The following is a 14,265-nucleotide window of genomic DNA, read 5'->3' on the forward strand; positions in this document are numbered from 1 at the left end:
CGCTCCGGCGCGGGACCGCGCCCCGCCGGGGACGCGGCTAAGCGGCGAGGTCCCGTTCCTCGGAGCGCTCCGTCCGCGATCCCGGGATGAGCGCGTCGTGCCCGGTGGGCGTGGTGCCCCGGGCACGGATCAGCAGGCCGGCGCGCGGAGAGCGTTCCACCGCCTTCATCACCGGGGTGAGCAGCGCCATGGCCACGGGGGACAGCAGCAGGGCGACCGCGGTGCCGAGGGCGAAGCCGCCGACGACGTCCGTCGGGTAGTGCACGCCCATGTAGACCCGGCAGAACCCTTCGAGCAGGGCCAGCCCGATCCCCAGGAGCCCGAACCTGCGGTTCGCGACGAACAGGGCGACGCCCATCGCCATGGTGAGCGTGGCGTGGTCGCTGACGAAGGAGTAGTCGGTCTTGCCGGAGACGAGGACGTCCAGGCCCTGGTGGTCCACGAAGGGTCTGGGCCGCTCGACGAAACCTCGTATCGGCACGTTCACCAGGACGGCGATGCCCGCCGCGAGCGGTGCCCACACGAGGGCGGCCACGGAGGACGCGGCGGAGTCGTCGCCGCGGCGCCGCACGGTCCACCAGCACCACAGCACGAGCAGGACCATGCCGAGCAGCAGCCCGTACTCGCCGACGAACTCCATGATCCGGTCGAACCAGTGGGGCGCGTCCTTGGCCAGGCCATTGATGTCGTAGAGCAGGTCGACGTCGGGGTTCGAACCGGATTCGGCGAGTCCAGCCATGGTGCTGCGGCCCCTTCGTCGTCTTTCCCGCGGGCACGCCCTTTCGCGCGCCCGCTCGATCCACCCCCGTGGTCGTAGAAACCGCCGGAATCCGTACCCGGCCCGGCGCTACATCAAAAGGAACGCACAGTCCCCTCTACTACGTTCCACCCTCCACGGAATGATCACGCAGACGTTATCGAAGAGAGACACATCGCCGCAGCTCAGGGGGTGGGTTCATACAGTAGTCGGCAATGCTTTCGCGCCATCTTCGGTCACTCGGGTCGCCCCGAAGTAATCGGGGGTGTCGACGGGGTCGAAGCGGATCACGGCCCCCGGACGAGGCGCGTCGATCATGTATCCGCCGCCCACGTAGATACCCACGTGACGGATGGCCCGGGAGTCGGCCGGGTCGTCCGAGAAGAAGACCAGATCTCCGGGGAGCAGCTCCGAGCGCCTGGGGTGCGGACCCGCGTTGTACTGGTCGTTGGCGACCCGCGGGAGGGTGACGCCCACGCTCTCGTACGCGGCCTTGGTGAGCCCCGAACAGTCGAAGCGTCCGCCCTGGTCGGACGTGCCGTTGCCGCCCCACAGGTAGGGCGTGCCGAGCTTCTTCTGCGCGTAGGTGATGGCCGCGGCGGCCTGCTTGGAGGGGTCGACGCGGGTCACCGGCGCGGCGAAGCTCTTCGCCAGCGTGGTGATCGTCTTCACGTAGTTCCGGGTCTCCTTGTACGGCGGAACGCCGCCGTACTTGATGACCGCGTAGGCACCCGCGTTGTAGGCGGCGAGCATGTTCTCCGTGACGTCCCCCGGCGCGTCCTTCACATACGAGGCGAGCTGGCAGTCGTACGAGGCGGCCGATGGAATCGCGTCATTCGGGTCCCATACGTCGCGGTCGCCGTCACCGTCGCCGTCGACTCCGTGCGTGGCCCAGGTCCCCGGAATGAATTGCGCTATCCCTTCCGCTTTCGCCGGACTCCTGGCATTCGGATTGAATCCGCTCTCCTGGTACAACTGGGCGGCCAGCAGTGCCGGGTTGATGGCGCCGCACAGGTTTCCCCACTTCTGCACGAGCGTCTGGTACGCGGCGGGCACGGAACCCTTGGCGAGGCCGACGGAGCCCCCGCCGATACCGTTGGCCAGGTTGCCCGCGACCATGTAGACGCCGACGACGAGCAGCATCACGAAGCTGAGCGCGGCCCCGACGGCAGCGGTCGCTACGATCCATGCCTTACGCACCGTCAACCGCCCCTCGTCGCCCAGGAGTCCGCCGACGTCAGTGTAGAGGCGGGCACCGTGCGGCGGGACGATCACACACGAGGAGAAACCGCACGTGGCGACCCCGCCTCCGCACCCGAACGCGCCCCAGGGCAACCCCGCCGCCCCGCAAGGCGGTTACGCGCCAAACGGTGCGCCGGCACATGGCCAGAACGCGTACGCGCAGGGCCCGTACGCCCAGGGCCCGCACCCGCAGAACCCCTACGCGCAGGACCCCTACGCCCAGAACGCGGCCTACGCAGCACCGGGCGCCGCACAGGCCCCGCACCCCCCGCACGGACAGAATCCGTTCGCCCCGCACGGACAGAACCCGTTCGCCCCCGCGGGCGGCTACGACCCGGCGGTCGCCCCGCCCCTCACCCCCGGCTGCCGCATATGTGCCGCACAGCCGGCCGGCGACATGACCGTCCGCCAGCACACGGGGTTGCTGGTCGCGATGCGGTTCTCCAAGATGGAGGGCCCGTTCTGCCGCTCCTGCGCCACCGCGATCCACCGGGAGATGACGACCAAGACCCTGGCGGGCGGCTGGTGGAGCCCGGTGTCCCTGGCGCTGTTCACCCCGCTCACCCTGCTGTGGAACCTCTACGTCCGGACGCGGATCCGCAAGCTGCCGCACCCGACGACGCCCTCGCCGACCGGTGTGGTCATGGACCAGGGCAAGCCGGTCCTCCAGCGCCCGCTGGCCTACGTCGTACTGCTCCTGCCGGCGCTCTGGCTCGCCGCGTACCTGTTCAACGAGATGTCCGGCTAGGACGGTTCGCCGGACCGGCCCGCCGCTGCCGCCCGGTGCGATGAAGCGCATCACAGGTCTCGCCGCACCCCGCCGGTACGCGCTGCTGGGCTCCTTCGCGTCCGCGCCAGGAGTCATCCGGGGAACCGGCACAGGCCCGCACGCCGTGCGCCGGGAGTCCGTCCGTGGGCGAGCGCGGGGCCGGGCGGCCCCGCACCACGTCGATTCCACCGGCCCGCGCGGCCCCGTACCCGCCTCCGCGCCGGGGCCGCCCTCACTCCGGCGCGGTCCCTCCGTAGGCGGCGGTGGTGCGGTCCGCGGCCGCACGGGCGGCGGCCTCGTCCTCGCCCGCGGCCACGTTCGCCTCGTACCAGCTCTCGCTGCTCTCCCTCACGAAGCGGCGGCCCTCCTCGGACGCGAGCCAGGCCGTGCCCTCCTTCGGGTCCAAGGCACCGCCGGGAGCGCCGAGGTGACGGGCCAGGCCCATGATGCCGAGGTCCCAGCCGACACCGACGGCACCCGGGCCGTACTCCGCCCAGCGTGCGTCGTCGACGTGGGCGATGTGCTGGAGCACGAACCGGGTGCCGCCCTCCGGCTCCTCGGCCAGCAGGACCTCGATCCAGCTGACCTCACCGCCGAACTCCCAGGTCGCGGCGAAGCTCAGGGGCGGCTCGCACCGCTCGACGACACCGCCCGCGTTCCCCTCCAGCTGGTACCTGCCGCCGAGCCGGAGTTCGCCCGTGACGGGCAGGAACCACCGTGGGATGCGGTCGGCGTTGGTGCAGGCGTCCCAGACGTCCTCGACGGCGGCGCCGTATGTCTGGCCCACCGTCACCACCCGTGCGGCGTGCCCCTGGTACTCGCGCGCGCCGACCTGCCGCCGCACGGCGTCGATCTGTTGGGTGACGTCGAACATGGGGCGCTCCTCGCAACCGATCCGTCACCGCCGCCGGGACTTTTCCCGGGACGGCCTCCCGCCTCCTGCGCCCCTACCCGCCCCGGGGCCGGGAGCCAGCACCCAGACGCCCATTCGGCCCCATGGCCCGCCCCCTCGGGTCGCGACCCGGCCCGTTCCTCCGCGGGGCGCGGCGGGGGTTAGCCTGTGCCTCGTCCGGGGCCGTCGGCCTGCGTCCACCTCCCGCAGACACGGCGACCCGGGGAACATCGGCTCGACGACCTGTCAGAAACGGGCGGCGCGCTCGGCGTACGTACGGGAAGGGCGGAGCGTGCGCTTCGTAGAAGGGGTCAACGACGGAACCACACCACAGGTTCCGCATCGACTTCATTGCCCGGCGTGACCTGCCGTGATACACAGAGTGACCATACGACCCTTCGTATACCGTCCCGCACCCCCGTGAGGGGCTCGCGCGGGGCGGCCGCAAGGTATTCGTACGAAACCCGCCAATCAATGACGCCAAGTCGACATACGACGGCGCCATTGTCGGCGAGAATGGGCCCGACCTCTGCGCACTGGCAGGGGGTGCAGAACTACCCACTAGGGGCGGTGACTTACATGCTTTTCGCAGCCGACAAGGGCGACATCACCACAATCATCGGCGGGATCGCTCCGGACTGGGGCCCCTTCGGCAGCCTCGGCAACGAGGCGAAGGTGATGATCGAGGTCGTGATGGCGGTCGCCATCCTGCTCTGCCTCGGCATCGCGATCTGGGGCGCGGCCAAGCAGCGCATCGGCGCCACCGCTCTTCGCGACACCTTCAGCGCCGAACAGGGCAAGGGCCTCATCATCGCGGGCCTCACCGGAGTCTTCATCATCGGATCCCTCGGCACGCTCTTCACCATCGTGTACGGCATGGCCGTGTAAGGGGTGCGGGACACCCCTGAGCCATGCCCGGCCGGGCGCGCCCGGACCCCCCTCCCCTCCGACCCACCCGTCCGTCGTGCCCACCGGCTGAGGTTGCGTTTCCCTGATGTCGAGTCACCACACCGCGCCCGCGCGGGAACCAGCACGGCTACCGTCGTACTACTTGGTTCAGCGAGAGGTTGAGGGGGCGTACGCGACATGAGTCCCGGTGACGAACCCGGCTACGGCGACACCTCGCACGGCGAGGACCGGGGGTACGGCGGCTCCGGCCAGACCCGTACCCGGCTCCCCGACCGCACGGGGGACGTCTACGGCGGGGCGCGGCGCGGCCGCGGGTCCTCCTCGCGGAGCCTGGTCACGGTCGTCGGCGTCGTCGTGCTGCTCATCGCCGCGATCGCCTTCGCGAACCGCGGCGGGGACGACTCCTCCTCCGGGAACGGCGACGGCGACAAGGCCAGAACCTCGCCCACGGCGGCCTCCGGCGACCGCCCGGTGGACACGCAGACCTCAGGCATCCCCTCGGGCTACGCACACAACGCCCAGGGGGCGCAGAGCGCTGCGGCGAACTATGCGGTGGCGCTGGGCTCCACCGACATGTTCAGCAAGGCCAGGCGGGACCAGATCCTCTCGACCATCATCACCCCGTCCCGGGTGACCGAGTTCGAGGAGACGCTGGACAAGGCGTACACCCCGCAGTTCAACAAGAACGTCGGACTGAACGAGGACGGCTCGGCGCCCAAGGGCTACACGTTCGTGTCCCGGACGAGCCCCATCGGCACCAAAGTCACCGAGTCCTCGAGCGACACCGCAACCGTCGAGGTCTGGTGCGGTGGCCTGCTCGGCCTCGCGGGCCAGAACTCCACGAACCCTGTCACCAGCAGCTGGTTCACCATCACCATGCAGCTGGAGTGGACCGGTGACGACTGGAAGATCGTCTCGCATTCCCAGAAGGACGGCCCCGCGCCCGTTCCGGGTGACGACCGCGCCTCCGGCGCCGACGAAATCGCGAAGGCCGTGGAGGAGTACGGAGGGTTCACGTATGCCCGCTAATCACCGCGTACTCAAGCTCACCGCAGCCGTCGGTGCCGTACAGACCACGGCGCTGCTGCTCGCCACACGGGCCGCCGCAGCACCGACACCGTCGCCGTCGAAGAGCAGCGACCCCTGCGGCCTCATCCATGGGCCGGCCAAGAACTACTGCGAAGGCGACAGCGGCAGCAACAAGACGGGCGGGTCCCTCGACCCGACCGGCACGCTCGACCCCCTCTCCTCCCTGGCCAAGGGCTGCGCCGACGCCGCCGCGTGGACCATCGACAAGCTCTCCGCCGCGGTCAACGACACGGCGAACGTCGACTTCACGAACCCCAAGTTCCTCCAGCAGTACGCCGTCGTCTTCGCGGCGTCGACGATCCTCACCCTGCTGCTGTGGCTGCTGGCCGTGGCGAAGAGGGCGGTGCGAGGTGTCCCCCTCACCACCGCGCTGTCGGAGGCCATCGGGTTCCTGTGGCTGACGGTGCTGGCGAGCGCCTTCACCCCGTTGATCCTCTACACGGTCGTCTCGGCCACCGACGGGGTCACGGACGTCCTCGCCAAGACGACCGGCAACCAGACGGACACGTTCTTCGGGACGTTCTCCGGCGCCCTGGACAAGGGCGAGAACATCGGCGGCGGGCCCATCATGCTCATCGTCGTGTCGCTGGTGTCCATCCTCGCCGCCGGCGTGCTGTGGCTGGAGCTCGTCATCCGGGCCGCCCTCCTCTACGTGGGCGCCCTGCTCGGCACGGTCGTCTACGCGGGCCTCGTCGACAAGAACCTGTGGGGCCACGTCCGCCGCTGGGCGGGCATCATGATCGCGGTGATCCTGGTGAAGCCGGTGATCGTGATCGTGCTGGGTCTCGCGGGCGCACTGTCCACCGACAGCGGCCCGGACGCCTTCTCCGCCGTGGTCTCCGGCCTCGCCATCATCCTGCTCGCCATCTTCGCCAGCGCGATGATCTACCGCTTCGTCCCCGGTTTCGGCGACGAGATCGCGAACTCCCGCAGCAACCGCATCATGCAGGGCGCCGAGGGCAAGGCCGCGGCCGTCATCAGCTCGCCCGCGACCCTGGTCGCGCAGGGCATCAAGACCCACAGCGCCCGCGCCGACAACAACGGCGGAGGCAGCGGCGGAAGCCAGCAGCCCCGCCCCTCCAATCCCGCGTCCGGCGGTGTGGCCGCGCACAGCACGCGCACCTCGAACGGAGGCGGCGGATCTGTCCCCTCCGCCGCACCCCCACCGCGCAGCAGCCCGGCCAACACCCCGCACGCGAGCAACAGCCGCAACAGCAGTACCAACCGCACGGGAGGTGAAGGGCGTTGACGACCGAGTCCCACGTGTCCCATCCGGTCACGCCCCGCCGTACATATCTGATCGGCCGTGCCCGGCCGAACGCGATCGTCGGCCGGAACCGCGAGTCCGGCGAGATCGCGCTGATCATCGCGGGCGCGTTCCTCGGCATGATGTGCGGCTTGCTCGTCCCCGTGCTGTCCTTGCGGATCGTGCTGCTGATGGGCTTCCCGCTGCTGGCGCTCGCGGCCGTGTACGTCCCGTACAAGCGCCGCACGTTCTACAAGTGGTTCGAGGTCAACCGCAGTTACAAGCGCACCCTGCGCCAGGGCACCACCTACCGCAGCAATGTGATGGAGGCGGGCACGGCGCTCGACGGGCGTGAGGTCGAGATCGGGCCGCCGCCCGGCATCGGGCGGATCTCCTGGCTCGCCGCGCCCTTCGGACCCGACGAGATCGCCGTGCTGCTGCACGCCGACCGCCGTACGGTCACCGCGGCGATCGAGATCGAGGGGCCGGGCGTCGGCCTGCGCGACAGCGAGGACCAGGAAGCCCTCGTCGACCGTTTCGGCACGCTCCTCAAGCACGTGGCGAACGGCGACGGCTTCGTCACCCGCCTCCAGATGCTCGCCCGTACCCTCCCGGCCGACCCGGACGCACACGCCAAGGACGTCGCCGTACGCGGTGACGAGCGCGCCCCCGGCTGGCTCCAGCAGTCGTACGACCAGCTCCAGTCCATGGTGTCCACGAGCAGCGAGCAGCACCGGGCGTACCTCGTCGCCTGCATGCACTACTCGCGTGAACTGGCCGCCGAGGCACAGGCGATGGCACGGGCGGCCCGCCCGCAGAGCGGCCGGAAGCTGGACCGGGACGCGGGTCTCGCCGTCGTCATGGCACGCGAGCTGACCGACATCTGCTCGCGTCTGCAGGAGGCCGACATCCGGGTGCGGCAGCCGCTCGGTCAGGGGCGGCTCGCCTCCCTGGTGCACTCGATGTACGACCCCGACCACCCCATCGACCACATCCAGGCGATGACGAAGCGCAACGCCTGGCCGGCCGAGCTGGACGCCATGGAGCCCACCTACCTCCAGGCGAAGACCCGCGAGTCCTCGACCCGCGCGCCCTGGTGCCACTCCACGGCCTGGGTGAAGGAATGGCCCATGACGCCGGTCGGCGTCAACTTCCTCGCCCCGCTCCTCGTGCACACCCCGGACGTCATCCGTACGGTCGCCGTCACCATGGACCTCGAACCCACCGAGGTCGCCATCGAGCGGATGCTGACCGAGAAGACGAACGACGAGGCCGAGGCCAGCCGCGCCGCCAAGATGAACCGCACCGTGGACCCGCGCGACATCGCCTCGCACAACCGCCTCGACCAGCGCGGCGAGGACCTCGCGAGCGGCGCCGCGGGCGTGAACCTGGTCGGTTACATCACCGTCTCCGCCCGTTCCCCCGAGGCCCTCGCCCGCGACAAGCGCACCATCCGCGCCTCCGCCGGCAAGTCGTACCTGAAGCTGGAGTGGTGCGACCGCGAGCACCACCGCGCCTTCGTCAACACGCTGCCGTTCGCCACCGGAATCCGCAGGTAGGGGCTGATGTTCTGATGCGGGATCCGCTCTCCGTCCTCACCGACGCCTTCACGTCCTTCCTCTTCGGCAAAGTCGAGACGACCCGTCTGCCCGTCCGCACGTCCACGGGCCAGGCCCAGGCGGTCTACCTGCCGACCGCGGCACCCGGCCTCGGCGACTCCGGCGTCATCATCGGCCGCGAGGTGTACTCCGGGAAGGGCTACATCTACGACCCCTTCCAGCTGTACGGGCAGCAGCTGCCGGCACCGCACTGGCTCGTCCTGGGCGAGTCCGGCAACGGCAAGTCCGCGCTGGAGAAGACGTACGTCCTGCGGCAGTTGAGGTTCCGCGACCGGCAGGTCGTGGTCCTGGACGCACAGGGCGAGGACGGGGTCGGCGAGTGGAACCTCATCGCCGAGGAGCTGGGAATAACTCCCATCCGCCTCGACCCCACGGCGGCCCTGGACCACGGCATCCGCCTCAACCCGCTCGACCCGGCGATCACCACGACCGGCCAGCTCGCGCTGCTCCGGACGATCATCGAGGTCGCGATGGGCCACGGCCTCGACGAGCGGTCCGGCTTCGCCCTGAAGGTCGCGCACGCCTATGTGAACGAGACCATCGTCGAGCGCCAGCCGGTGCTGACCGACATCGTCGAGCAGCTGCGCCATCCCGAACCGGAGTCGGCCGAGGCGATGAACGTCGCCATAGACGACGTACGGGCCTGGGGCCTGGACGTCGCCCTGGTCCTGGACCGCCTGGTCGACGGTGACCTGAGGGGCATGTTCGACGGCCCCACGACGGTCGGCATCGACCTCGACGCGCCCCTCATCGTCTTCGACCTGTCGCACATCGACCGCAACTCCATCGCCATGCCGATCCTGATGGCGATCGTCGGCGTGTGGCTGGAGCACACCTGGATCCGGCCGGACCGCAAGAAGCGCATCTTCCTGGTGGAGGAGGCGTGGCACATCATCAACAGCCCCTTCGTGGCCCAGCTGTTCCAGCGGCTGCTGAAGTTCGGCCGGCGCCTCGGCCTGTCCTTCGTGGCGGTGGTGCACCACCTGTCGGACGTGGTCGACGGCGCGGCGGCGAAGGAGGCCGCGGCGATCCTGAAGATGGCCTCCACCAGGACGATCTACGCCCAGAAGGCGGACGAGGCACGGTCGACGGGCAGAGTCCTCGGACTGCCCAGGTGGGCGGTCGAGATCATCCCCACGCTGACGCCGGGCATCGCCGTCTGGGACGTCAACGGCAACGTCCAGGTGGTCAAGCACCTCATCACCGAGACCGAACGCCCCCTCGTCTTCACGGACCGGGCCATGACCGAGTCCTCCGCCGACTTCCTCTCCGACGACGCGCTGCGCGCCGCCGAACTGGAGGCGGAGGAACGGGCGGCGGCCTTCGTGGAGCAGCATCTGGCCGATCTGGACGGCTCCTCCGAGTCCACGGTGGCGTGAGATGAGACAGGACCGGCACGACCATCGGCGCGAGGGCGAGGGCGGCATCCCCGACGGGCTGCTGATCGGGGTGCTGGCCTTCCTCCTCGGCATGACGCTGATGGTGTGGACGGCTACGGGGCTCGCGGCCCGGCTGGCGCGGGGCGCCTGGCCGGACGCGGTCACCTTCACCCGGACGCCGCTGGCCATGCGGCATCTGATCGGCCGGCCGCACGACATCACAGGCGCCTGGCCGGAGACCCCCGCGGGCCAACTGTCCGGGTACGGGCTCTTCTGGGGCCTGTTCATCGGGCAGTTGATGGTCCTGCTCGTCCTGACCGTGTTCGTGATGGGCACGGTCGCGAGATGGCGTGCGGGCCGGGCCCGGCGCCGCGCCGAGGCGGCCTCGGGCGCCACGGAGGCGTCCCACGGCGCCGCCAGGACTGCGCCTGGGCCAGGCCCGGGCGAGGCCGTGGCGGGCCCGTACCGCGGCGGGACGGAGGCGGCCGACACGGCGACCGTTCCGTCCGCCGGAGCCGAGCGGGCGGTGTCGTCACCCGCTCCCTTCGCGGCGGGCGGCGAGTACCTCGGCGGACCGGATGCGGCGCGCGCCGCGACCCTCCAGCCCATAGCGGACCCCCCGCCTGCGGGATCGGCGGCCACCGCCTCCGCCGCGGTCGTCGACCGTACGGGCCATGAAGGCACGGGCCGTGAACAGCCGGTCGGCCGGGAGAAGCCGCCCGCCACGGGCCCGCTCGTCCTGGCCCCCGCCGACTCCCGCCACCTCACCGCGACACAGGCCGTGCGGGACGCCGAGGGCGCCGTCCTGGTCGTCACGTCGAACCCCCGGACCTGGTCGGAGACCAAGGACGCGCGAGCCAAGCTCGGACCCGTCCTCCTCTACGACCCCACGCACCTGTGCGACACCCCGGCCCGCCTCCACTGGTCCCCCTCGACGGGCTGCGAGGACAAGGCGACCGCGGTGGCCAGAGCCGCCGCCCTGCTCGCCCCGGTGCGCCCCACCGCCAAGATGGACCAGCCGATGGCCGACGTCGCCGAAACGCTCCTGCGGAGCTATCTGCACGCCGCCGCCGTGGAGGGCAAGGCCTTCCGCCACGTCCACCGGTGGGCCCAGGGCACCCAGGTGCAGGACGCCGTACGAGTCCTGCGCACCAACCCGAAGGCCGCGCCCGGCTCCGCCGGCGAACTGGAGGCCGCTCTCACCTCGCACCCCGAACGACGCGACATCGCCCAGGAGTTGACGTCCCGCGCGCTGGCCTCGCTGTTCACGGTCAACATCCGCGAATCCTGCACTGCGAACCGAAATGACAGCCTCGCCTTGGATTCCTTCGTCAACGAAGGGGGCACGCTTTATGTGGTCGGTGAACCCATCGAGGACCCCAAGGCGAAGCCCGGCGCGATGCCGCTCCTGACGGCCCTCGCCTCAAGCGTGGTCGAGCGCGGCCGGCGCATGGCCGAACGGTCATCCTCCGGTCGCCTCGACCCACCAGTCACCCTCGTCCTGGACGACGTCGCGGCCGTGGCACCGCTCCCGCAGCTCCCGGAGCTGCTGACCGGCGGAGCCGACCGCGGTCTGCCGACCCTGGCCCTGCTCCGCTCCCGTGAGCAACTCCGCGCCCGCTGGCCGCGATACGACGGAGCCGTCTGATCCCGGCGTGATGCGGGCCCGGGACAGATCCGGCGGCCCCACGCCTGACGGGCTCGCCCCGGCCCCGCAGGCCTGACGGGCTCGCCCCGGCCCCGCACCCCGCCGGCCGGGACGGCCTCAGCAGCCCAGCGAGGCCCCGTTGTCGTCGAGGTAGGCGCTGGCGAACCAGCCCTTCTGCCCGGTGCCGGCGACCTCTCCGTACGTCCACAGCTTGTTGCCGTTGACCGCGGTGCCGATCTCGAAGCAGTAATAGTTGATCTTCGTGCCCTTGGACACCTGGCCCAGCGCGGTGCACGAGGTGAACGGCCCGCTCCGGCGCGCGAGCGCCGACGCGGTCACCGTGCCCTGGCCCGGCTGCCGGTCCACGCCGACCTGCCCGCAGGAGGCCGCGGACGCCGTCGGCGCGCTCACGACGAGCGCCGTACCCGCCATCACGGCGCTCGCGGCGAACACGCATGCCTTGCGCGACCCACGTCCGAGTGCGCCGAAGAGTTCTGCCATGGGGTCGGTCCCTCCCAGTTGCGTTGCCCGATCACTGATGTCGATCAGCAACGCTATGAAGATCCGCTCCGACCAGCCCCGGAATCCCGGCGATTGACGCAATGACGCCGGACCACGTCGCCCGCGCGCACCGCTACGGCCGCGCGATGACGTACTCCAGCTCCAGCTCCCCCGGGGCGCCCGGCACCGGCGCGGTCCCCCCGGTCGGCACGAACCCCGCCTTGCGGTAGAACGCCTCGGCGCGGGCGTTCTTCTCGTGCACGAAGAGCCGTACGCGGTCGAGCCCGATCCCCCACGACCACTCCAGGGCGGCGTCGAAGAGCGCTCCCGTCACCCCGGCCCCGCTCCCCCGGTGCTCCGGCCGCACGAACACCCCCACCAGATGGCCCTGGCTCTGCTCGACGGCCGTCCCGAACGGGTCCTGCGTCCCCGCCTCCTCGACCAGCACCGTCACGGAGCCGGCCCACACGCCGTCCGCGCCCTCGGCGACGATCTGCTGCCGCGCGGTCGTCCCCTCCGCGGCTCCGGCGGCCCGCTCCTGCCAGAACGCGTCGGACTTCGCCGCAGCGTCCTCGTACGTCTCCAGGAACGCGAGGTGCGCCACCGGGTCCTGAAGGGCGGCGAGCCGGAGCTCCTTCACCAGGGCCCACTCGTCGGAACGTATGGAACGGATCACGTGACTCATGGGAGCCACGGTAGCCCCCGCGTACGGTCTCCCCCCACCGGATATCCACCCTGCCGCATCCCGCCGTACGACCCCCCGTCATGCTCTTCCCTGTACCACGCCGCACTTCGGTGCACAGACACCGCACAACCAACTGCCAGCGCGCCAGGGAGAAAGCCGCATGCCCAAGGTCCAACTCGACGAACTCCGCCATGTGATCCACCCTCCGGGCAAGCTGGAGAGCCGGGCGGAGCACTGGGCCGGCCGCCTCTACATGAGGTCCCTCTCCCTCCGTGTGACCCGCCACCTGCTCGACACCCGCATCTCTCCGAACCAGATCACCGTGATCATGGTGGGGGCGGGCGTCCTGTCCGGAGTGGCCCTGGCCCTGCCGGGCCTCGGCGGCGCCGTCCTGTCCGTCGTCTTCATGCAGCTGTATCTGCTGCTGGACTGCGTGGACGGCGAAGTGGCGCGCTGGCGACGCCAGTTCAGCCCGCTCGGTGTCTATCTGGACCGTCTCGGCGCATATCTCGCCGACGCCGCCGTGATGGTCGGCATGGGTATCCGCGCCTCGGAGATGGGCCTCGACCCCTACCTCGTGGCGGGCCTCGTGGCGGCCATCGGCGTGCTGCTCCTGAAGTCCTCCTCCGACCTCGTCCACGTGGCGCGCTCCGACAGCGGCATGGAGAAGGCCACCGACCAGTCCGTCGTTCCGCGCTCCACCGGTCTCGCCAGGGTCCGCCGGCTGGCCTCGGCCGTCGGTCTCCACCGGCTGGTCAATGGCATCGAGTGCACCTTGCTGCTGCTCGTGACCGCGGTCGTCGACCTGGCGCTCGGCGATCTGACGGCGACGAGGATCGCCACCGTCGCCGTCACGGCGATCGTGTGGCTGCTGGTCCCCGCGCACATCGTCTCGATCGTCGCGTCGTCCCGCCTGAAGTAGCGCGTATCGCCGGAGAACAGAAAGCGGGGGCGGCCTCATGACGAGGCCGCCCCCGCTTTCTGTCGCTCTGCGTTCTCCGTCTCCCGGTACTCCTCTGCCGAGCCGGGGCGCCCGAGGCCGGTCAGGCCCGAGGCCTGGCCGCTCCCCGCATTCAGGACCTGGTCCCGGAGCCCGCAGTTCGCCCCACCGATCCACAGCAGCCCTGCCTTTGGCGGGCGCCCAAGTGGTCCGGCCGCCGTCACCAGGGCGCCCGCAGGCGGCACGAACTGCCGGAAGTCGATTCTGGCCAGGCAGAGTCTGCTCCTGGGCCGGCCGAGACTGACGCACTCATGACTGCCCGGTGAACGCGAAAAAGCCCCAATTCCTGGGCTGTACCCAGGAATTGGGGCTTCTTCTCAAAATTTGTTCGGCGGCGTCCTACTCTCCCACAGGGTCCCCCCTGCAGTACCATCGGCGCTGTAAGGCTTAGCTTCCGGGTTCGGAATGTAACCGGGCGTTTCCCTCACGCTATGACCACCGAAACACTATGAAACTGTCAACCGCACCGTACGTGACCTGTACGGGGTTGTTCGTGGTTTCAGAACCAACACAGTGGACGCGAGCAACT

The 14,265-nt window shown here is 70.4% G+C and carries 13 protein-coding genes and 1 rRNA gene; 8 read left to right on the forward strand and 6 right to left on the reverse strand.

Annotated elements, in window-relative coordinates; translation table 11 throughout:
• Positions 1-37: 37 nt before the first annotated feature.
• On the reverse strand, positions 38-739 hold the full coding sequence (locus ACSYGO_RS23095; protein ID WP_426679120.1) for a phosphatase PAP2 family protein: 702 nt from the start codon (positions 737-739) through the stop codon (positions 38-40).
• A gap of 216 nt (positions 740-955) precedes the next feature.
• Positions 956-1,963, reverse strand: a complete 1,008-nt coding sequence (locus tag ACSYGO_RS23100) for a C40 family peptidase (protein WP_426679121.1) — start codon at positions 1,961-1,963, stop codon at positions 956-958.
• A gap of 88 nt (positions 1,964-2,051) precedes the next feature.
• Between ACSYGO_RS23100 and ACSYGO_RS23105 the strand changes: the two genes are divergently transcribed.
• Entirely contained in the window at positions 2,052-2,747 is a 696-nt protein-coding gene (locus ACSYGO_RS23105; protein WP_460387480.1) for a hypothetical protein, read from the forward strand.
• 253 nt (positions 2,748-3,000) lie between these two features.
• Here ACSYGO_RS23105 and ACSYGO_RS23110 read toward each other — a convergent pair whose 3' ends face one another.
• Positions 3,001-3,642 carry an SRPBCC family protein gene (locus ACSYGO_RS23110; protein WP_426679123.1) on the reverse strand — a complete coding sequence of 214 codons (642 nt, stop codon included), beginning with the start codon at positions 3,640-3,642 and terminating at the stop codon, positions 3,001-3,003.
• Positions 3,643-4,239: 597 nt separating this feature from the next.
• Here ACSYGO_RS23110 and ACSYGO_RS23115 point away from each other — a divergent pair.
• The 6 genes from ACSYGO_RS23115 (at position 4,240) to ACSYGO_RS23140 (ending at position 11,550) form a co-directional block, all read left to right on the forward strand.
• The gene (locus tag ACSYGO_RS23115) at positions 4,240-4,548 is read left to right on the forward strand and encodes a hypothetical protein (protein ID WP_028804304.1); all 309 of its coding nucleotides are present in this window, start codon (positions 4,240-4,242) and stop codon (positions 4,546-4,548) included.
• A 198-nt stretch (positions 4,549-4,746) separates the two neighbouring features.
• Complete coding sequence (locus tag ACSYGO_RS23120) at positions 4,747-5,598, forward strand: hypothetical protein (protein ID WP_432175758.1); 852 nt, start codon at positions 4,747-4,749, stop codon at positions 5,596-5,598.
• Complete coding sequence (locus ACSYGO_RS23125; RefSeq protein WP_432175759.1) at positions 5,588-6,907, forward strand: hypothetical protein; 1,320 nt, start codon at positions 5,588-5,590, stop codon at positions 6,905-6,907. Before ACSYGO_RS23120 ends, ACSYGO_RS23125 begins: the two co-directional genes overlap by 11 nt.
• A complete protein-coding gene (locus ACSYGO_RS23130) occupies positions 6,904-8,463 on the forward strand; it encodes an SCO6880 family protein (RefSeq protein WP_426679126.1) in 1,560 nt (519 codons plus the stop codon). The genes ACSYGO_RS23125 and ACSYGO_RS23130 overlap by 4 nt, the downstream gene beginning before the upstream one ends.
• 14 nt (positions 8,464-8,477) lie before the next feature.
• Positions 8,478-9,902 carry an ATP-binding protein gene (locus ACSYGO_RS23135; RefSeq protein WP_028804300.1) on the forward strand — a complete coding sequence of 475 codons (1,425 nt, stop codon included), beginning with the start codon at positions 8,478-8,480 and terminating at the stop codon, positions 9,900-9,902.
• 1 nt (position 9,903) lies between these two features.
• Entirely contained in the window at positions 9,904-11,550 is a 1,647-nt protein-coding gene (locus ACSYGO_RS23140) for a type IV secretory system conjugative DNA transfer family protein (protein ID WP_460387483.1), read from the forward strand.
• 117 nt (positions 11,551-11,667) lie between these two features.
• On the opposite strand, the gene ACSYGO_RS23145 is transcribed toward ACSYGO_RS23140, so the two are convergent.
• Positions 11,668-12,051: an SH3 domain-containing protein gene (locus tag ACSYGO_RS23145; protein ID WP_028804298.1), complete on the reverse strand. Its 384-nt coding sequence runs from the start codon at positions 12,049-12,051 to the stop codon at positions 11,668-11,670.
• A 133-nt stretch (positions 12,052-12,184) separates the two neighbouring features.
• A complete protein-coding gene (locus tag ACSYGO_RS23150) occupies positions 12,185-12,736 on the reverse strand; it encodes a GNAT family N-acetyltransferase (RefSeq protein ID WP_426679128.1) in 552 nt (183 codons plus the stop codon).
• A 160-nt stretch (positions 12,737-12,896) separates the two neighbouring features.
• Between ACSYGO_RS23150 and ACSYGO_RS23155 the strand changes: the two genes are divergently transcribed.
• On the forward strand, positions 12,897-13,658 hold the full coding sequence (locus ACSYGO_RS23155; protein ID WP_460387485.1) for a CDP-alcohol phosphatidyltransferase family protein: 762 nt from the start codon (positions 12,897-12,899) through the stop codon (positions 13,656-13,658).
• 404 nt (positions 13,659-14,062) lie between these two features.
• Here the strand turns inward: ACSYGO_RS23155 and rrf are convergent.
• Positions 14,063-14,179, reverse strand: a 5S ribosomal RNA gene (gene rrf, locus ACSYGO_RS23160).
• Between the last annotated feature and the right edge of the window lie 86 nt (positions 14,180-14,265).

The sequence above is a fragment of the Streptomyces krungchingensis genome (genome assembly GCF_054729265.1).